Raw genomic sequence first — 20,760 nt, forward strand, 5'->3', positions numbered from 1 at the left:
AAAAAGAAAGGGGCTCCCAGACAAGAGATGCCCCTTTTTGTGTATACGATAAGATTCACACACCACATTTACTGCTGACCAGACGGGATTGCCTCGATCAATGATGTCATATCCTCATACAGAACCGGTTTTTCTGAGGCTCCCATAACAATCGATATGTATGGATTGTCACTGGAATCTTTTTCCATCAGAATCAGACAATATCCTGCTTCATCCGTTGTCCCGGTCTTCCCGCCTACGATCGTAACATTCTCCGGCACATCCACCTCTCCCTGCGCATAGAGATTGGTCGGTGTAAACAACACCTCCTGGCTGTTACCGTCCACATCTGTATAATATGCGGTATATGCTTCACTCTGTATGATATTTACAAAATCTTCATGCTTTATGCACTCATTAAATATCAGATAAAGGTCATACGCTGTTGTATAATGATTGTCATCATGCAGTCCGTGCGGATTCATAAAATGAGTCCCGTTCGCCATCAATTCCTGGGCTCTGCGGTTCATCATATTAACAAACGCTTCTTCTGATCCACCTACATATTCCGCGATTGCAGTTGCTGCATCATTTCCAGAATACAAAAGAAGAGCTCCCAAAAGATCCCTGAGTGTCCAGACTTCTCCTTTCGCAAGGCCGCACACCTGCGCATCCGCCGAAAAACTGGATGCATCTGCGTTTCCACTGATCGTCACCTGGTCATCCAAATTTGCATTCTCAATAGCGAGAAGTGCCGTCATGATCTTGGTTGTACTGGCAGGATACAGTCGTTCATGCGCTTTATAAGAATATAATACACGTTCTCCTGTAAGATCAAATAATGCAGCACTGTGCAATTCATTATCTTCTGTATAGCCCTGTAACGCCACATCATTTTGTGCTACACACAGCTCCTCTGCATAAAGCTTTCCCTGGTATAAATCCTGATTATAATTTTTAAGTTCATATGCTGTCACAGGTGTTGCTCCTTTTCCTCCGATGCAACCACCTGTAAACAGACTTATCGATGCCACACATACCAGTGCGGCACTTTTTGCTCTACTTATACATCTCACGCCAATCCAAGTCTCCTCTGTCTAATGCAAGTATAATGATTTCTGCCGTTGCAAGATTGGTAGCCATCGGGATGTTGTGCATGTCACAAAGACGAATGACATCATTTACATCCGGTTCATGTGGCTTTGGATTCTGTGGATCCCGAAGAAAGATCAGAGCATCAATTCCATTCTGTGCAATCTGCGCACCGAGCTGTTGTTTGCCGCCCAGCGGTCCCGCAAGATATTTGTGAATAGAAAGATTAGTAACTTCTTCGATCAGCCGGCCGGTTGTACCGGTCGCATACAACTCATGCTTGCTCAAAATCCCACGATATGCAATACAGAAATTCTGCATCAGTGTTTTCTTAGAGTCATGCGCAATAAGTCCGATATTCATTTTCTCAGCTCCTTTTACTGATATTTTTTAGGCTGAAGCCCTATATTTAATACAATGCCAATTCCCATATATAAGCTGATAAGCGAAGTCAGTCCGTAACTAACAAACGGAAGGGGAATTCCTGTATTTGGTAAGATCCCTGTTGCCACGCCGATATTGATAAACGACTGAAATCCTATCTGCGCGGCTACACCGCAGCAAATAATCCGCCCCGCCAGATCTTGTGCCCTGAGTCCTATCAATATGCATTGTACTACAATCAATAATAACAGACCAATCACGATACAGCAACCCACAAAACCTAATTCTTCACCTACAATTGCAAAAATAAAGTCTGTCTGTGGCTCAGAAATAAAATTTCCGTTCTTCACAGATGTGGTTGTATTATTATTCAGTCCTTTACCGGTAAGCTGTCCGGAACCAATCGCCATAATTGCATTATTCTGCTGGTAAGCTTCATCACTTGCATATTTCTGCGGTTCCAGCCATGCCAGAATACGCTTTTGCTGATAATCGTGCAGAAATGGCTGATTTGGCTGTACAACAATACTGATAAAAATAATCGTAACCGGAACCAGAATCGCAATCAGGGTTCCGATAAATCGATAACTCAGTCCCGCCAGATACATCATAGCACAAAAAACAAGCGCTATGGATAAGGTTGTTGAAAGGTCTGGCTGAAGAACGATCAGGATCAGTGTTGGTGCAATCAGTCCTACTGCTTTCAGGATGGTTGCAGCACTGTTCAGATCATCCTCATGATTCATCAGAAATTTTGCAAAGAATAAGACAACCAGTATTTTGCTGAGCTCTGATGGCTGAAAATTCGTCACTCCGATATCGATCCACCGCTGTGCACCATTTACATTGGTTCCAAACAGCTTTACACATACCAGTGCAATGATATTGATCCCGTATAAAATCCAGTAAAAGTTCAGAAGCCATACATAGTCTATCATCGAAAGAATGATCATCAGGATCACTCCGGCGACAAGTCCTATGATCTGTCTTCCCTGTACTGCCTGCTTTGCACTTCCGATTACCATAACTCCAATAATCGATATAGCAATAACAGAAATGACCAGACCGAATTTCACATCTTTTAAATGATAAGGTTTTGTCTTTTTTGGTAATCTCACGATTTTTCTCCTGTCAAGTTGATTCTAATCTGTGAACGTGTTATTTCCACTTTAAAATTATCTTCGGTTATCTTCATGTATTTTCCGATTGTGTGGTATAATTCTCCGCACAAAAGTTCATAAGTATCTGGCTGACACTGCACCCGGTCCGAAACAAGAAGGCTTTTCAAACGTTCTTTTGCAATGCGGACAGATGAATGGTGCATACCTCTTTCAAATACATGCATGATACATCCTCCTAATTTCTTTTAAACATATGGGAAAGTTTGTAAAACAAACTTTCCTGTTTATCCAGATCGAGAAATGGCACTTCTTCACCGGTTATACGCCGGCAGATATTGGTATATGCTTTTCCTGCCAGCGAATCCATATCTACAACCGCCTCTCCCTGGTTCGTTCCGATCACGACCTGTTCATCATCCGGAATTGCTCCGATCAGATCGATAGGAAGAATCTCTGTCACATCTTCTACTGACATCATCTCTCCTCTTTTCACCATATCCATCCTGATACGGTTAATAATAAGATTCAGTTTTTTCATGTGATTCTGCTCCAGCAGCCCAATGATGCGGTCAGCATCACGAATGGAGGATACTTCTGGCGTTGTCACAACAAATGCTCTGTCAGCTCCGGCAATCGCATTCTGGAATCCCTGCTCAATCCCTGCCGGACAATCCAGTAAAACGTAATCAAATTCATCTCGAAGCTCATTTGTAAGCTTGATCATCTGCTCCGGTGTGATCGCTGACTTATCCTTTGTCTGTGCCGATGGCAGCAGATACAGATTTTCATGACGCTTATCACTGATCATCGCCTGCTTCAAACGACAGCCACCTTCGATCACGTCGACCAGATTATATACGATCCGGTTTTCAAGTCCCATGACAACATCCAGATTCCGAAGCCCCAGATCCGTATCGATCACCAGTACCTTTTTTCCGAGCCTTGAAAGTCCGGCACCTATATTTGCTGTCGTTGTTGTTTTTCCGACACCGCCTTTTCCCGATGTCACTACAATAATTTCACCCATTTTTCAGATCCTCCTACCACTCTAAATTCTCCAGTGGATCGATATAAATGCGCTTGCCGTCAAGACGGGCGATACTTGGTCTTACGGTTTCGTCTTGAAGATATGTATGTGTTGATACAATATCTGCAATCTTCATTACATGCGGTCTCATCGACAACGCCGTAATAAACGCATTCCGATCTCCTGTTGCCCCGGCATGTACCGTTCCCCTTACCGCACCCAGCACAACAATATTGCCCTTGGATACTACGGTTGCACCAAACTCTACATCGCCAAGTATAATAATACTCTGTTCTGTCTCCAGTACCTGCCTTTGTCTGAGCGTACCTTTGTAGAACTGACCTTCTTTTCTGGTTAAACTGTTAAGAGAGTCTTCTACTACTTTTTTGTATAATCTTTCTGTATTTTCATTAGCATCAAAAATACAGACAATATGGATATGAGCGACATCAGTGATCAGACCAATGACCTCTTCTTCCTGTGGTTTTGTAAGAATCCGCCCTTCAAACGTAACCGCCATGGTCGCATCTTTGAAAAAGCGGGCAGATTCGGTAAATTTTTCTCTCAATTCCTTCAGAATCTCTGTATACTCTGCATCAGGATCCATATGAACAATCAGACCGTATTTATTACTTTTAATGATGACTTTCTGTTTCATACCTGTGATCCCCCTCAATCTAGTCTCCATGTGTCGATGATGAACCTGCTGCCGATGCATGCCCTGTGATCAGCTCATCACGGCTTGTCTCTCCATAATAATAGCGCATCAGGTCTCTTCCAATCTCTGACGGATATAAAGATTCATAACCATTTTTGATACGGATCGCAAATGCGACTTCTGGATCGTCACTTGGCGCATAGCCAACAAACAGACCGTGATCCGGATGTGTAGTACTCTGCTGTGCCGTACCGGTTTTACCTGACATTGTAATATTTCCCAGCGAAGAATATGTACTGTTGCTGGTAACAACTGCCCGCATTCCCGACTGAACAGCATCCCATGTATTTCCGGAAACACCCTCTATCTGGTTCAGCACATCCGGTTCGTAAGTTTTTGTTACCTTACCATCCTTATTTTCCACATGATCCAGAAGGGAAAGATTATAAACAGTTCCTCTGTTTGCAATTGCTGTAACATATCTTGCAAGCTGAGTTGTCGTATAGTTATTAGTACCCTGACCGATTGCAGAACGTACAGAGTCCTGATCAGATACCTGAGGTGACGATTCCGGAATTTCGATTCCTGTTGTCTGGTTCAGTCCAAACATAGTCGCATATTTCAGAAGCGTCTCACATCCCTGGTTAGAAGAATATCCCGACTCGCTGCTCTTTGCATTACTGAGCATCTGGTTTGTAAGTCCCAGACGGTATCCAACTTCATAGAAGAACATATTGCAGGAATGCTGGATCGCACTCGTCACATTCAGACTTCCATGCGACCCCGGATAAATCCAGCATCGTGGACTCGGTGAAATTTTCTCATAGAGTCCGCCGCAGCTGATATACGTACTGGTATCAATGACATCTTCTGTCAGTCCGGCAACAGCAACCAGTGGTTTGTAAGTAGATCCCGGTGCCGTCTTCTCCTGCGTCGCATTATTATATAACGGTGCTGACTGATCATTTAAAAGCTTTGTATAATAGCCTGAATCCATGGTATTTGCAAGCCGGTTATTATCATATCCCGGATAGGATACACAGGCAAGAAGCTGTCCGGTCTTCGTGTCAGTTACTACGACCGATCCGGTAGATGGTTCCAGTCCAAGCTGTCCCGGTGTGATTTCCAGATCTTCAATCTTGGAATACATGAAATCATAGGCGGTCATTGTACCATCCGCAAGCTTATTATAAACATCTGCATCATAATCTAGAATTCCCTGCTCATAAAGCATCATACCAATCTGGCTTCCTGTGATTTCTTCATTGCGTATCATATACTTGTAGATCAGTTTGTCAAATCCGGAATTCTTAGGAAGATTTGCACTGATATACGCCAGAATCCCCTGATATACTTCATTCTGATCCGAATACTCACTGTCACTGTTCATATAATCAGTCAGTTTTGATGTATCGATCCAGTTCTTGGAGATCGCATAATTCAGATAAGTATAGAGACTGATGCTCTCATCATTTTCCCACGCAATATATGTAGAATCATTGGTATCAATCGAATCTTTCTGAATGATTGCTGCATTCTGGGTAAGTACAGTACTGATAATATAACTGAGATATGCCTGCATATCCTCATCACAGTCTTTATATGCCGGCGCACCTGAATCACTCAGCTGTGCCATCACATCTGCAAGCACTGCCTCCTTTTTGGAGGAAAATGACGCATACACACTTTTCTCAGTCTCCCCGGCATCCGCAGCCTCAAAATGTCCCACATTCAGAATCTCATTGGAAATAAATGCATTGTAAACATCACCAATCGGTATCTTCACATCACTTCCCTCTTCTGCCTGTGTACGGTCATAGGTCAGAGACGTAGTCAGATTGGAAAGGATGATTCCGGCAAGCTTTTCTTCCAGGAGATCATAAGCTGCCTTTTGCAGATTGGCATCAATAGAAAGATAGACATCATTTCCTGCTTTTGCCTTTTTCCCCTGCTTGGACTCAATGACCTTTCCCACACTGTTAACATAAAGTTTGATTTCACCTTTTTCACCTTGAAGTGTTTTATCCAGTGTCTGCTCCAGCCCTGCTTTTCCAACCACATCCGTAAGAGAATACGAGTCCGACTCCTTTTCATCCAACGCATCATATTCATCTTGTGAAATTACGCCCGTATAACCAAGAATAGACGCAAAATATTTGCTGTCCGGGTAATAACGGATTGAATCCTCTTCAATATTAACTCCCTGAAGAGTATCCAGGTTCTCCATAATAGCAGCTGTTGTACTTTCACTGACATCACTTGCAATCGTTGTAGCCACATACTTCTGATAGCGATTCAGTCCCATGGAATACCGGATTGTTACCAGCTTTAGGATTTCTTCTTTGGACAGCTTCTGTTCGTCCAGCCCATAACCGTAGGTATCATCTGTACAGAGATAATGCATCAGATCTGCCGCACTGTATGCCTTCTGCTTGTTACTGAGCTTATCAATGGTTGCTTTTCCAAACACATCCGCAAGGAACCGCAGACGCTGCACCTCGCTTGTCATGGAATAAGCATATTCTCCATTATCATTGAGAATAATTTTGAAATCATTGACAATAGAATCTCCATTCGATTCAACAATACTGATCACTTTCTCAATTGTCGCATTGATGATTTTATTTTTCTCTTTGACCGTATCATAGTCACCGTTGTCTTCAATCGTGACGGAATATGCGAGCTTGTTATCTGCCAGAACCACTCCGTTCCGGTCCAGGATACGACCTCTGGTTCCCTGTACCTCTTTTGTTTTCTGGATCTGAAGCTTATAGTCATCCAGATATGCCTGTCCGTTTACGATCTGTAAAACAAACACACGCTGTATCAAAATTGTAGAAAGCACAATAAACACAAGCATCAGCACAAACACTCTAGATTTTACCAAGTCGATAAACCATCTTTTCAGACGATCCAATAAATCAAACAAATCTGCTAGCACTCCTTTTTTCTTCTTCTTCAAGTCTTCGGTTAATATGCAGAATGATCTGATACAGAACAAGTGTAACCAGAATCGTGTAAACCAGTTCCGGCATGATCACATGTCTCAGATAATGCAAAAAATGGAAATCACTTTTTAACATGAATAAAAGGACATAAATCACCATACCATATAGAAACTCGCTGCCGGCAATAAGTGCCAACGGGAGTTTGATGTCTTCGTCATAAAATACTCTCTGGAAAAATCCGTTACCATATCCGATCAGCATATAGATCAGCGCATAAAATCCAAGCAGATTTCCACCTAGTATATCTTTTAAAAGTCCACAGAAAAAGCCGATGATCATTCCTTCTTTTTGTCCCCTCATAAATCCAAATGAGGACGTCACGATAATCAGGAGATTCGGAATAATCGAGACAAACGCCAGCTTTTGAAACACCGTTGTCTCCAGAAGAAAACAGACAGTGATCAACACAGCACAGATCAGGATCCTTTTAATCTTTTTCATGTCTATTCGCCTCCGTTATCGCTTCCACTTTCACCTTTTCCATCGATCAGATCCTGCTTTGTTGTTGTAATAACAAGAACTTCCTGTAATTCCTTAAAATCCGTAGCAGGAATGATATATCCGGATCTTGTCAGGTTATTGGAATCTACATTTACCTCTGAAATATATCCAACCAGAAGTCCCTGCAAATATTTGCTGCTGATATTCGATGTTACAACCTGTTCTCCGACCGCCACTTCATTTTCATTATTGGCAAGCTGTTCAAATTTTAAAAGTCCGTCCTGCACCGTCTGCAGATCTCCGCTTACAATACATTTGTCAAAGGTTGTCAGGATCATGGCACTTACATTTTTATCATCGATAATCGAACTTACTGTTGCCCAGTTCGGTCCGACTTCTGTGACGATCCCAACCAGTCCGGTTCCAGATAGGACATTCATATCTTCCCTGATCCCATCATTGCTTCCCTTATCAATCGTAAATTTCGAAAACCAGTTGCTATTCTCGCTGGCGATTACATTCGCAGCAACTTTCGGATAATCCGCTGTATTCTGATCCATCTTATATAGTTCTTTATATCTTTCCAGCGTTGCTGAATTCTGCTGCAATCGGTTATTCTCAGTCGTCATCTCTTCCAGGCGGGATTTCAGTTCTTTGTTTTCTTTTTTTATTTCCTGAAGTGTTGCAAAATTCTCTGAAACATCGCCGATCCACATCCCGACACGGTTGATTCCTTTCTGCATCGGCACGATCGTGTAACCTGCTGCCCAGGAAAGCGGTCCTTTCCCGGACTCTGCAAATCCGGAAAGTCCCATCAATACAATACATATGATAGCAAGGATCAGCAACCAGTATTTATTTGATGTTGAAAATTGATTCTTTCTTTTCATCTATCTTATCCACCTATAATTTTCATCCAACATTGAGTACGAAAGTTTTTTAAGTTCTTTTGAATTGATCATCCGTCGCAGCCCTTCTACTGCACACAGATCCGGCTTAGCAGCCACATGCACCGGATATCCAGTCACAGCTTCTATGTACCGGTCAAGCCCCGGTAGCCTGGAAACACCACCCGTCAGACAGATTCCATTCTTTCTGATTGAACGGGCTACCTCCGGTGGGGTCCGTTCAATCAACTGACCAATCTGCGAAGTACAGGTTTCCAGAGATTCTTTCATCGCAGCCCGTACCGCACTGCTTGGGATTTCCTGGTATCTTGGTACACCAACAACCAGATTACGTCCGGCAACCACCATGGAAGCTTTTCCGTTTCCGCCAAGCACTCCAAAACGTTTTCTGAGAGCCTCGGCTGTCTGTCTTCCGATCAGAAAATCATAATTCCGGCGGACCATATTCTGAACTGCCACATCAAATGTCATACCACCAATCTTAAGCATTTTATTAAGTACCATGCCACCTGAACCTACTACAGATAATTCGGTTGTAGCCGCACCAAAATCAACGATCAGCATCCCTTTTGTCTTCCGGACATCAATTCCCATTCCGATACACTGCGCAACACCGCGTTCTACAATACTCACTTCTTTTGCTTTCGCCGTTGAATGAACAACCAGATCAAAAAACGCCCGTTTTTCAACTTCTGTGACATCCGTAGGTACTGCGATCAGATATTCTGATCCTCTTGTAAAACGGCGCTCTTTCTTCAGCAGATTCTGAAGAAGATACTGCATATCCGTAAATCTGCTGATTACACCTTCTTTCATCGGAAACACCACTTCAATATTTCCCGGTGTTCTCTCGAACATCGCATATGCTTCATCGCCGACAGCCAAGATCTCTTTTCCGTCCACAATAGCAATTACATTCTTCTCTTTCCACGTACTGTCCTGCTTTTTATCATACACCTTGATCTCATAAGTCCCGAGATCAAGACCGTAAATATTTCGCGCCATAATCTAAAGTTCCTTTCCATACTACTTTTCCTTAAGCAGCTTCTGCTCTGCGAGTGATACATAGCAGTTATCACCAATAATGATATGATCCAGAAGTTCAATTCCAAGAAGGCTTCCGCCCTCCCGGATTCGCTGTGTCACAAGAATATCTTCCCTGCTCGGCATCGGATCACCACTTGGATGATTGTGCAACAATATAATATAGACTGCGTTCTTTTGCAATGCCTCTATAAAAAGCTCTCTCGGGGAAATTACGGACATATTTACTGTCCCTCTCGAAATTTCGCTTTCTCCGATCAGTCTGGAACGCGTATTCAGCATCAGCAGTTTCAAATGCTCCTGCCTGTAATAGCGCATATCTTCCATATAATATGCTGCAATTGTATCCGGTCTTGAAAAATCCAGATCTTCTCTGGCTGAAAGCTGGGACATTCTCTTGGAAAGTTCACAAAGGCATAAGATCTGAATAGCCTTTACTCTTCCGATTCCACTGATTTTCAGCAGTTCTTCTTTTGTCCAGCTTTGAAGATGGGCTTTGGCTTGTGGCTGTGTACCTTCTCCGGGATAAAAAAGCTTCCTGGCAAGATCCAGTGCACTCTCTCCCTTTGTTCCAGTCCTTAACAAAACAGCGAGCAATTCAATATCTGTTAAACTGCCCGCCCCAAAGCGTTCACATTTTTCATATGGCCGCTCTTCTGATAACATTTCTCGAATGGTATTTTTTTGATTCATCCTTTTGCAGGATTTGTTGATTCACACCAGACTCTCCACCCTTGTATATGGGATGCTTTATACATCCTATAAGAAACGATAAATGAATATGGAGATAATCACTCCAATAATGCTTGCGATCGTGATCTTAATCGTAAGACCAAACGTAATAACGACAAGTCCGAGGTTCAAAACAATCGGTGTCTCTACCCCGAAAGTCTGTCCATAAGAAAGCCAGCTAAGTGCTGGAACCCCTTCTGCAAGCACACCGATAAAGCCACCCAGAACAATTCCTGCCAAAATCAGCAGAAACAACGCCCAGGCATTCTTACTTCCGGCTCCTCTCATCTGTACTCCTCCTCTTTTGAATCACAAACTGGTATCATTTTAGCATATTTTAAAAAACGTGTATAGACTTTTTAAATATTATTTTTTTCTTAACACAGCTGTTTTCTATAAAAACGGTGCATATTTTTGTCGAATTTTTTCTGCGATTTTAATACCGTCTGCTGCCGCCGACGTAATCCCGCCGGCATATCCTGCGCCCTCTCCGCAAGGATAAAGTCCTCCAATCACGCTTTCCAGCGAATGATTATCTCTTACGATCCGTACCGGCGAAGAGGTTCTGCTCTCCACTCCGGAAAGAATGGAAAAAGGATGCGAAAAACCTCGAATTTTCTTGTTAAAATCTTCCATCCCATCCACCAGCGCGCTACTGATCTTTGCCGGAAAAATCCCCGCCAGGTCTGTCTCTTCATACGCACCCTTCATACATGGCTCATGTCCCTGATACCAGACTTCTGCTTCGGTCTTTTCCTTTTCTTTTCCGGTCACACTCCGGTAAAAATCCCCGTATCTCTGTACCGGAATTTTCCCTTTTCCTGCTTTGTAAGCTGCCTTTTCCAGTTTTCTCTGGAATGCAATTCCGGCAAGCGGATGGTCGCTTTCAAAATCCTCCGGTGTAACCGTCACAACGATTGCGCTGTTGGCATTGTGGCTGTCGCGGGCATGATAGCTCATTCCGTTGACCGCAAGATATCCCTCCTCCGAAGACGCATTAACCACATAGCCTCCCGGACACATACAGAACGAATATACACCTCTTCCATCCGGCAGTTTTGCAGTCAGCTTATAGGCTGCTGCCGGAAGAGATGCCTTTGCATCCCCATACTGGGAATGATTGATCAGCTCCTGCGGGTGTTCTGCACGTACACCAACCGCAAAGGATTTTGCCTCCATCGGAACCTTTTTCTCGAAGAGCATCGCAAAGGTCTCCCGCGCACTGTGTCCCGGTGCCAGAACCAGCGTCTCCGTCTGTATTTCTTCTTTTTCTTTTTTCAGAAGATCTTCATATACGATCCCTCTGATCCGCCTTGTATTTTCTGTAAAAAGGACCTCTGTCATCTGTGTATGGAAATGGATTTCACCACCCCACACAAGGATTTTCTCACGCATATTTCTGATCACAGTCCGTAGAATATCCGTTCCAATGTGTGGTTTATTCACATAAAGAATGTCTTTTGGTGCTCCGTTTTCCACGAAAATCTCCAGCACCTTACGATTGCGCCCCACCGGATCCTTGATCAGTGTATTTAGTTTTCCGTCTGAAAACGTCCCTGCTCCGCCTTCTCCAAACTGCACATTAGAATCCGGTTTCAGTACCCCCGTCTTCCAGAACTCCTCAACATCTTTCTGTCGTTCTTCCACCGGTGCCCCCTGTTCCAGAAGAACCGGCTGATACCCATATTCTGCAAGAAAATACGCACAGAAAAGTCCGGCAGGACCGCATCCGACAACTACCGGACGTGACTTCAATTTTTCGTTGCCTCCTGCCGGAAAAACATATGGCATTGCTTCATGGAGTTGCACATTGCCTGCACGCTTTTTTCGGGTGAGCATCTTCAAAAGCTGTTTTTCATTGTCCGCTTTTACATCCACAGTATAGACATAGAACAGCTCTGGCTTCTTTCTGGCATCCAGAGACTGCTTGATAATCTCATAGCTCTGTACCGCTTCTGTCCTGCACATCAGTGTGTGCACAATCTTTTTCTTCAAATCCTCTTCCGTATGCGTAACCGGAAGCTTCAGCTGACTGATTCTAAGCATTTGCCGCTCCTTTCCCTGCCAGATAACCACTGGTCCATGCCCACTGCAGATTGTAACCTCCGCAGATTCCATCTACATCCAGAATTTCTCCTGCAAAATAAAGTCCTTTTACAAGCTTCGACTCCATCGTGTCCGGATCAATTTCGCTTGTATCTACACCACCCGCACAGATCTGCGCCTGTTCAAACGGATTTGTCTTATCAATATAAGTACGGAAATGCTTACAGATCCGGCAAAGTCTTTCCAGATTCTCTTCACTAAGGTCATGCACCGGCATTGTTCCTGAAATTCCAATTCTCTTAAGCAACGCACCGGCAAGCTTTTTGTGGAATAACCCATTAAAATACTGTTCCATCACAAGACCATCCAGCCTTATCTTCCGTTCCTTTAACATCTGCAAAAATTCTACATCTCCAAAATCCGGCATAAAATCCAGTTCTGCAAAAACTTCTTTCTTTTCATACAGACCTCTCGCTGCATAACGGCTGATCTGAAAGACCGGAATCCCGGAAATACCATAATCCGTAAGCTGCAGCTCGCCGATATCAGAAGCCGTTTCTGTCCCATCGATAAAAACCGTTACTTTTCCATGAGTACGAACGCCTGCGACTTGCCGGTACAGCTTTTCCCTGCACCGGATCTGTACCAGAGCCGGGACAACCGGAACCAGCTTATGTCCCAGCATTTTTGCCAGGTCATATCCACTTCCGTCACTCCCTAGCTTTGCAGCTGCCTTTGATCCGGCCGCAAGGATCACAGCCTCACCGGAAATCATTCCTTTTTTCCCATCTTTTGAAAAACTGATCTGAAAACCATTTTTCTTTGGTATGATCCCAAATACGCGAACTCCGGTATGAATCCGGATCTTTGCCAGTTTCAGCGCAGACTCCAGCGCTTCCCTCACTGCCGAGGCTTGCTCGGACCAGGGATACAGATAGCCATTTTTATCCTTCGGATAAATTCCAAGATTTTTAAAAAAAGACGTTGTCTCAGGCTCAGAAAATTTTCCGATTGATTTCCATGCAAATCCGCTATTGTCACTTCGATAGCAGGATGAATCCTGAAAACGATTGGTAAAGTTACATCTGCCATTACCCGTCGACAGTATTTTTCTGCCAATTATTTCATTCTGTTCCAGAAGCAGTACATCTGCGCCGTTCTGCGCCGCCGTATGTGCAGCCATACTGCCAGCTGCTCCGCCGCCGATGATGATGACTCTTTTTTTCATTCTATAATTCCTTTACAATTCCTTTTTCATATAACTTCTGAAGAGACATTAAAATACCAAGTTTTGCATGCGCCCAGGTGAGACCTCCCTGAAAATATACTGCATACGGTTCTTTGATCGGTCCATCTGCACTCAGTTCGATGGACGATCCCTGTACAAATGCCCCTGCCGCCATAATCACATCACTGTCATATCCCGGCATTGCCCACGGTTCCGGTGTTACATAACTGTCAACCGGTGCTGCCGCCTGGATTCCCTGACAGAATGCAATTACACCTTCCGCACTTCCAAGTGTTACCGCCTGAATGATATCGTGGCGTTCCTCTTTTCCGTCCGGTACAACTGCATAACCAAGCTTTTCATATACATTCGCCGCAAAAATAGCACCTTTTAATGCACCTGCAACAACAGTCGGTGCAAGGAAAAGTCCCTGATAAAACGACTGCATCACACCAAGTGAAGCACCCACTTCTTTTCCAAGTCCAGGAGAAGTAAGGCGGTAAGCACACTGCTCGATCAGATCCTTTCTTCCAGCCACATAGCCACCGATCGGGGCAAGTCCGCCGCCCGGATTCTTGATCAGGGAACCGACAACCAGATCCGCACCCACATCACTTGGCTCCTTTTCTTCTACGAATTCACCATAGCAGTTATCCACCATACAGATGACTTCCGGTTTGATCTTCTTGACAAATGCAATTGCTTCCCCAATTTGATCCACAGAAAAACTCGGTCTTGTCTGATATCCTTTGGAACGCTGAATCGTGATCAGCTTTGTTTTCTCGCCAATCGCTTTTTCAATCGAATCAAAGTCAAAGCTTCCGTCCGGCAGCAGGTCCACCTGATTATAGATTACTCCATATTCTGCAAGGGAACCTGTGGATGGGCGGATTCCAATGACCTCTTCCAGTGTGTCATAAGGCTTTCCTGCGATGGAAAGCAGTTCATCACCAGGTCTTAAATTTGCAGAAAGTGTTAAAGCAAGTGCATGGGTTCCACAGGTAATCTGTGGTCTTACCAGCGCATCTTCGGTATGAAAGACATTTGCATACACCTTTTCCAGCGTATCTCTTCCGAAATCATTGTATCCATAGCCAGATGCATAGTTAAAGCATTCTGCATTCACCCTTGCTTCCTGCATGGCATGAATGACCTTCAGCTGGTTCAACTCTGCCATCTTATCGATCTTATCAAAACGTTCTTTCAGTGATTTTTCAATTTTTTCTCCAAAGTCATGAACTTCCGGTGAAATTCCGGTCTGTTCATATAATTTCTGTATTTTCTGACTGATATCCATTAGTCTGTAATCTCCTTTTCTTTCAGTATCGCAAGCATTGCCTGCAAAATCTTCTCTTCATCGTATCCGAATTCCTCTTTCTGGATCCAGTTCACATCCCGCTCTCTGCGGAACCAGGTCAACTGACGTTTTGCAAAATGACGGGTATCCCTTTTCAGGATCGTTACCGCTTCTTCAAGTGAATTCTTTCCATCCAGATAATCCAGAATTTCCTTATATCCAAGTCCCTGCATTGAAATCATTTCCCTTGTGCATCCTCTGGTCTTTAAAGCAGTCACCTCATCTACAAGCCCCTGCTCCACCATCAAATCCACACGACGATCAATCCGCTCATACAAACGGCTACGCACATCATTCAGAACAAAATACGCAAACTGATACGGGGAATCCTTCTCCCGTTCTGCTTCATTATGTTCGGAAATCTTTGTTCCTGTCTCATGATAATATTCCAGAGCACGAATCACCCGTTTTACATTATTTGCATGAATTGCATCTGCCGACTTTGGATCCGCTTCCCGTAGCCTGTCATGGAGTGCCTGCGCACCATGCTCCTTTGCATACGTTTCCAGCTTCTTTCGATAGGCAGTGTTTTCTTCTCCCTTTTCAAAATCAATGTCATACAAAAGCGCCTGGATATAAAATCCCGTGCCACCTACAACAATCGGAATACGTCCTCTCTTATAGATCTCTACCATTGCATCTTTTGCCATCTTCTGAAAAACAGCTACATTAAATTCCTCTTCCGGATTAAGCACATCGATCAGATAATGTTTCACACCTTTCATCTCTTCCGGCAAAATCTTCGCGGAACCAATATCCATGTGCCGGTATACCTGCATCGAATCCGCCGAAATGATCTCTCCTCCAATTGCTTTTGCAAGGCCAATCGACGCAGCCGTCTTTCCGACAGCAGTCGGGCCTGTCAATATGATCAGTGGCTTTTTCTTCTCTGTCTTCTGTGTCATGTTCTTCTCCTACACAATACGCTTAAATTTCTTTTCCAGTTCCCGCTTTGTCATCGCAATGATCGTTGGCCTGCCATGTGGACAATGATATGGATTATCCAGGGACAACAGTTCATTGATCAGTTCATCCATTTCTGCATAGGACAGCTTCATATTTCCTTTGACAGCCGCCTTGCAGGACATGGACGCAATCTTCTCATCAATCAGCTCTGGTTCCAGACTGGTCGATAACCCATCCGATAGAGAATCCAACATTTCAAGAAGCAGTTCCTTTTTGGCGATTCCAAACAGATTATCCGGAATTGCGCGAACTGCGTACTCGTCACCACCAAATGGCTCAATTTCAAACCCGATTGCCGTAAAACGGTCTTTAAATGTCTCCAACACATCAATCTCCTGCATAGAAAGGCTCAGGATGATCGGTGGGCTCAAGTATTGTGAAGTATACTCTCTCTTCTTCATTCCTGCAAGGGTCCTTTCATAAAGGACTCTTTCATGTGCAGCATGCTGGTCTATAATATAGAGGCTGTCACGATACTGGATCAGCCAGTAGGTTTCAAAAACCTGTCCGATGATCCGGTATTCCTGTCTTGCCTCTTTCTTTAAAATCTGCTCTTCAAACAAATCTAACTGTTTTACTTTTTTTGCTTTCAAATCCTTCAAAAACAGATTTGACTCTGTTTTTTCTGGATCACGCTCTGTTTTTTCTTTACTTTTATCAGAATACGCTCTGTTTTCTGTTCCTTTATTCTGGATATCTACAGCCGGATTTTCATCTAATGCAGCCATCTTTGACTCTTTGGCACCGATATTCTTCTCTTGCTCTTCTTTTGCTTCTGTAAGATGACTGGCATAAACCCGCTCCCTCATCTTCTGCATAAAATAATCCAGCTTTTCGTCACCGGTTGAGACTGTCTTTTCTGTACTTATCTGTGTCTGAAGTTCTGCTGACGGCATCTCTGACTGCGACCAGGATTCCGCTCGCTCTGCCCCCTCCTGAACGGAACTCTTTCGCATCTTAGGTGAAGTGCCATCTGTTCGATATGGATTTCCCGCATCTCTTATAACAGTTTTCTTTTCCTGTCTTTTTTCAGACATTCCCGGTACTTTGATCTCAGACATTTCCACTTCCGGAATCAACTCCGGCTCATGCAGTCCCTTACTGATCGCCTCATAAAGCAGATTGTAAATCCCCTGCTGGTTACTGAACCTAAGTTCCATCTTGGATGGATGCACATTTACATCAATTTTTTCCGGATTGATCTCAATCTGGAATGCAACAAACGGATAACGATGCTGCATCGTAAAATCTTTGTATCCATCTTCAATCGCTTTTGCAAGAATACTGTTCCTTACATAACGCCCGTTGACAAAATAATTTTCAAAATTTCGATTTCCACGGTTAATCACTGGCTTTCCCAGATATCCGGACAGCCTTACACCATCTTTTTCAAATTCCAGTGGGATCAGATTGTTCGCAATTTCCCGTCCGTAAATGTGGTAAATGACATCTTTCATCTTCCCGTTCCCGGAAGTATGCAGCTTTACCTGTCCATTGTTGATAAACCGGAAGGAAATATCCGGATGGGAAAGGGCAAGTCTGGTCAGCAGATCACTGATATGGCTTGCCTCTGTCATCGGCGTCTTCAGGAATTTGCGCCTGGCAGGTGTATTGAAAAACAGCTGACGCACCAGAAAGGTCGTCCCATCCGGCGCTCCGGTCTCCTCCGGCGTTCTTCCTTTTCCGCCTTCTATGATATATTTTGTCCCAAATACGTCTTCTCTTGTCTTTGTGATCAGTTCCACTCTTGCAACTGCCGAAATACTCGACAACGCTTCTCCGCGGAACCCAAGAGAAGACAAATGTGTCAGATCCTCTGCACTGCGGATTTTGCTGGTCGAATGGCGCAGAAATGCATTTTCCACGTCCTGTTTCGCGATCCCACAACCATTATCCGTAATTCGTATCAGAGAAATCCCGCCCTCTTCAATCTCCACAGTCACCGCTGTAGATCCTGCGTCAATCGCATTTTCCACCAGCTCTTTCACAACAGAAGCCGGGCGTTCAATCACTTCCCCGGCTGCTATCTTATCAATTGTAATCTGATCCAGCAATTCTATATGCGGCATTCGATTCTTCTTTCCTTTCTCTTATGGATCAGCCTACCATCTGTTCCGCAGCTTATTCTGCAGCTGATACAGTTTGTTCATGGCATCCATTGGCGTCATATGGCTGATATCCAGTTCCTTTAACTCATTTAACACATCATCATCTTTTACGGTATCAAACAGAGAAAACTGTGTCAGATCCACCTCATCCAGCTTCTTCTGCGTTTTTTTCTTCGTCTCACTTCCCTGTACCGCAATATTCTTTACTTTTCCGGTAATATCCGCTGTCACCAGCTCTTCTACGATCTCTTTGGCGCGGTTAATGACCGGATCCGGCACTCCTGCAAGCTTTGCGACCTGGATACCATAACTCTTGTCTGCTCCACCCTTTACGATCTTACGCAGGAATACGATATCATCACCTTTTTCCTTGACCGCAATACAATAGTTGTTGACATTGCTAATCTTGCCTTCCAGCTCGGTAAGCTCATGATAGTGGGTTGCAAATAAGGTCTTTGCCCCAAGAAGTTTGCTGTTGCTGATATACTCGACAACCGCCCAAGCAATACTCAATCCATCAAAGGTACTGGTTCCTCTTCCAATCTCATCCAGGATCAGAAGGCTCTTGCTTGTCGCGTTTCGCAGAATATTTGCCACTTCGTTCATTTCCACCATGAAAGTGCTCTGTCCGCTTGCCAGGTCATCTGACGCTCCCACACGGGTAAAAATGCGGTCCACAAGTCCAATATTTGCTGAAGACGCCGGCACAAAGGATCCCAGCTGTGCCATCAGTACGATCAGCGCAGCCTGACGCATATAAGTGGATTTTCCAGCCATGTTTGGTCCGGTAATGATGGAAATGCGCTGTTTTTTATCATCCAGATAAGTATCGTTGGCAATAAACATATCATTCGGGATCATCTTTTCCACCACCGGATGTCGCCCATCACGAATGTCGATCACGCCCTTTTCATTGATCTTTGGCCGTACATAGTTGTTGCGCTCGGCAACCAGTGCAAGCGAAGCTATCACATCCAGCTTTGCAACTGCCTTTGCTGTTCTCTGTATCCTGGTCAACTCTGCTGCGATAGTATTTCTCACCTCACAGTAAAGCTCATATTCCAGTGCACAGAGTTTATCCTCTGCTCCCAGAATCGTATCTTCCAGCTCTTTCAGTTCTGGAATGATATAACGCTCCGCATTGGCAAGGGTCTGCTTTCTTGTATAATAATCCGGAACCAGATCTTTGAACGAATTGGTAACTTCCAGATAATAACCGAATACTTTATTATAACGGATCCGCAGGTTTTTAATCCCGGTCTTTTCCCGTTCCTTGGTCTCCAGATCAGCAAGCCAGTTCTTTCCTTCGGATTTTGCTTTTCGAAGACGATCCACTTCTTCATTATAACCGTCTTTGATGATTCCGCCTTCTTTCATGGCAAGCGGCGGTTCTTCCTGAATCGCCCGTCCGACCAGATCACAAAGTTCTTCCAGCGGATCCAGTTCTTCATAAATTTCTTTTAAAAGGTCACTCTCCATATCCTTTAATATGCATTTTACCGACGGGAGCATGGAAAGGGAACTCTGAAATGCAATCAGGTCTCTTGGATTTGCTGACTGATAGGTGATTTTCCCAACCAGACGCTCCAGATCGTACACCGGATTCAAATATTCCCGGATTTCTTCTCTGCAAATAGCATTGTCCTTCAATTCCGCAACTGCATCCAGCCTTTTGACAATGGATTCCTTGTCGATCAACGGCTGTTCTACATATTTCCGAAGGGTTCTCGCCCCCATTGCCGTCTTTGTCTTATCCAGTACCCACAGAAGGGATCCTCTTTTCTGCTTTTCACGTAAAGTCTCAACCAACTCCAGATTACGCCTTGTAGCACTGTCCAGAACCATATAATTACCCGTTGCATAACGTGTCAGACGGCTCATATGAGACAGGGAATTTTTCTGCGTCTCTTCCAGATACTTTAAAAGCGCACCGGACGCGATCATCCCACATTCATAGTCCGAAAGTCCAATCCCTTCAAGAGAAGCCACCTTAAAATGTTCCTGCAAAGTTTCCCGGCAGAGTGCATCATCAAAATACCATGCTTCCAGTGAATAAATTGCCATATGCAGACGGTTTTTCAGATCATCCAAATCCAGTCCACTCATGTAAAATGCTTCATTGCAGACAATCTCAGACGGCATAAATTTGTAAAGCTCATCCATCAGTTTTGTCTGGGAATCCAGTTCTGTCACCAGATATTCCCCGGTTGTAACATCCGCAACCGAAAGTCCGTACCGGTCTGCCATATAGACAATACACATAATGTAATTGTTCTTTGTTTCATCCAGTCCCTGAGTATCCAGGTTGGTTCCAGGTGTTACTACACGGATAACTTCCCGTTTTACAATTCCTTTTGCTGTTTTCGGATCTTCTACCTGCTCACAGATTGCTACCTTATAGCCTTTTGATACCAGACGGTTCAGATAACTGTCAACTGCATGGTACGGGATTCCGCACATCGGTGCCCGTTCTTCCAGTCCGCAATTCTTTCCAGTCAGAGTAATTTCCAGCTCTTTGGATGCTGTGAGAGCATCGTCGAAGAACATTTCATAAAAATCTCCTAAGCGGTAAAAAAGGATACAATCCTTGTATTCCTCTTTTGTCTGCATATATTGCTTCATCATCGGTGTTAATTCATTACTCATATCAAAATCTCCTTA

At 44.0% G+C, this 20,760-nt stretch carries 18 protein-coding genes; all 18 read right to left on the reverse strand.

Annotated elements, in window-relative coordinates:
- Positions 1-68 precede the first annotated feature (68 nt).
- The 18 genes from NQ556_RS08435 to mutS all read right to left on the reverse strand — a co-directional run bounded on the left by NQ556_RS08435 (position 69) and on the right by mutS (position 20,745).
- Positions 69-1,055: a D-alanyl-D-alanine carboxypeptidase family protein gene (locus NQ556_RS08435; RefSeq protein ID WP_022221009.1), complete on the reverse strand. Its 987-nt coding sequence runs from the start codon at positions 1,053-1,055 to the stop codon at positions 69-71.
- Positions 1,039-1,434, reverse strand: coding sequence for a methylglyoxal synthase (locus NQ556_RS08440; RefSeq protein WP_008370250.1), 396 nt, complete (start codon positions 1,432-1,434; stop codon positions 1,039-1,041). The genes NQ556_RS08435 and NQ556_RS08440 overlap by 17 nt, the downstream gene beginning before the upstream one ends.
- Positions 1,435-1,448: 14 nt before the next feature.
- Positions 1,449-2,573 carry an FtsW/RodA/SpoVE family cell cycle protein gene (locus tag NQ556_RS08445; protein WP_008370248.1) on the reverse strand — a complete coding sequence of 375 codons (1,125 nt, stop codon included), beginning with the start codon at positions 2,571-2,573 and terminating at the stop codon, positions 1,449-1,451.
- Positions 2,570-2,800, reverse strand: coding sequence for a cell division topological specificity factor MinE (locus NQ556_RS08450; RefSeq protein WP_022221008.1), 231 nt, complete (start codon positions 2,798-2,800; stop codon positions 2,570-2,572). Before NQ556_RS08450 ends, NQ556_RS08445 begins: the two co-directional genes overlap by 4 nt.
- An 11-nt stretch (positions 2,801-2,811) precedes the next feature.
- Positions 2,812-3,603 (reverse strand): septum site-determining protein MinD, encoded by a 792-nt coding sequence (gene minD / locus NQ556_RS08455; protein ID WP_008370246.1) that lies wholly within the window; start codon positions 3,601-3,603, stop codon positions 2,812-2,814.
- A 13-nt stretch (positions 3,604-3,616) separates the two neighbouring features.
- Positions 3,617-4,261, reverse strand: a complete 645-nt coding sequence (locus NQ556_RS08460; protein ID WP_022221007.1) for a septum site-determining protein MinC — start codon at positions 4,259-4,261, stop codon at positions 3,617-3,619.
- A gap of 19 nt (positions 4,262-4,280) precedes the next feature.
- Positions 4,281-7,121, reverse strand: coding sequence for a penicillin-binding transpeptidase domain-containing protein (locus tag NQ556_RS08465; protein WP_044998759.1), 2,841 nt, complete (start codon positions 7,119-7,121; stop codon positions 4,281-4,283).
- Between the two features lie 61 nt (positions 7,122-7,182).
- Positions 7,183-7,710 carry a rod shape-determining protein MreD gene (gene mreD / locus NQ556_RS08470; RefSeq protein ID WP_008370239.1) on the reverse strand — a complete coding sequence of 176 codons (528 nt, stop codon included), beginning with the start codon at positions 7,708-7,710 and terminating at the stop codon, positions 7,183-7,185.
- Positions 7,711-7,712: 2 nt separating this feature from the next.
- Positions 7,713-8,600 (reverse strand): rod shape-determining protein MreC, encoded by an 888-nt coding sequence (mreC, locus tag NQ556_RS08475; protein ID WP_008370236.1) that lies wholly within the window; start codon positions 8,598-8,600, stop codon positions 7,713-7,715.
- Complete coding sequence (locus NQ556_RS08480) at positions 8,601-9,623, reverse strand: rod shape-determining protein (protein WP_008370233.1); 1,023 nt, start codon at positions 9,621-9,623, stop codon at positions 8,601-8,603.
- Between the two features lie 21 nt (positions 9,624-9,644).
- Positions 9,645-10,355 (reverse strand): RadC family protein, encoded by a 711-nt coding sequence (gene radC / locus NQ556_RS08485; protein ID WP_008370231.1) that lies wholly within the window; start codon positions 10,353-10,355, stop codon positions 9,645-9,647.
- Between the two features lie 66 nt (positions 10,356-10,421).
- Positions 10,422-10,682 (reverse strand): DUF4321 domain-containing protein, encoded by a 261-nt coding sequence (locus NQ556_RS08490; RefSeq protein ID WP_008370229.1) that lies wholly within the window; start codon positions 10,680-10,682, stop codon positions 10,422-10,424.
- 105 nt (positions 10,683-10,787) lie between these two features.
- Complete coding sequence (locus NQ556_RS08495) at positions 10,788-12,440, reverse strand: NAD(P)/FAD-dependent oxidoreductase (protein WP_008370226.1); 1,653 nt, start codon at positions 12,438-12,440, stop codon at positions 10,788-10,790.
- Positions 12,433-13,668, reverse strand: coding sequence for a BaiN/RdsA family NAD(P)/FAD-dependent oxidoreductase (locus NQ556_RS08500; RefSeq protein ID WP_022221003.1), 1,236 nt, complete (start codon positions 13,666-13,668; stop codon positions 12,433-12,435). Before NQ556_RS08500 ends, NQ556_RS08495 begins: the two co-directional genes overlap by 8 nt.
- A gap of 1 nt (position 13,669) precedes the next feature.
- A complete protein-coding gene (locus NQ556_RS08505) occupies positions 13,670-14,965 on the reverse strand; it encodes a methionine gamma-lyase family protein (protein ID WP_008370218.1) in 1,296 nt (431 codons plus the stop codon).
- On the reverse strand, positions 14,965-15,930 hold the full coding sequence (gene miaA, locus NQ556_RS08510) for a tRNA (adenosine(37)-N6)-dimethylallyltransferase MiaA (RefSeq protein ID WP_008370216.1): 966 nt from the start codon (positions 15,928-15,930) through the stop codon (positions 14,965-14,967). The genes NQ556_RS08505 and miaA overlap by 1 nt, the downstream gene beginning before the upstream one ends.
- A gap of 9 nt (positions 15,931-15,939) precedes the next feature.
- A complete protein-coding gene (gene mutL / locus NQ556_RS08515; protein WP_022221002.1) occupies positions 15,940-18,060 on the reverse strand; it encodes a DNA mismatch repair endonuclease MutL in 2,121 nt (706 codons plus the stop codon).
- Between the two features lie 33 nt (positions 18,061-18,093).
- Complete coding sequence (mutS, locus tag NQ556_RS08520; protein WP_008370212.1) at positions 18,094-20,745, reverse strand: DNA mismatch repair protein MutS; 2,652 nt, start codon at positions 20,743-20,745, stop codon at positions 18,094-18,096.
- Positions 20,746-20,760: the final 15 nt, after the last annotated feature.

The organism is Coprococcus comes ATCC 27758 (assembly GCF_025149785.1).
GTDB classification, from domain to species: Bacteria; Bacillota; Clostridia; order Lachnospirales; family Lachnospiraceae; genus Allocoprococcus; species Allocoprococcus comes.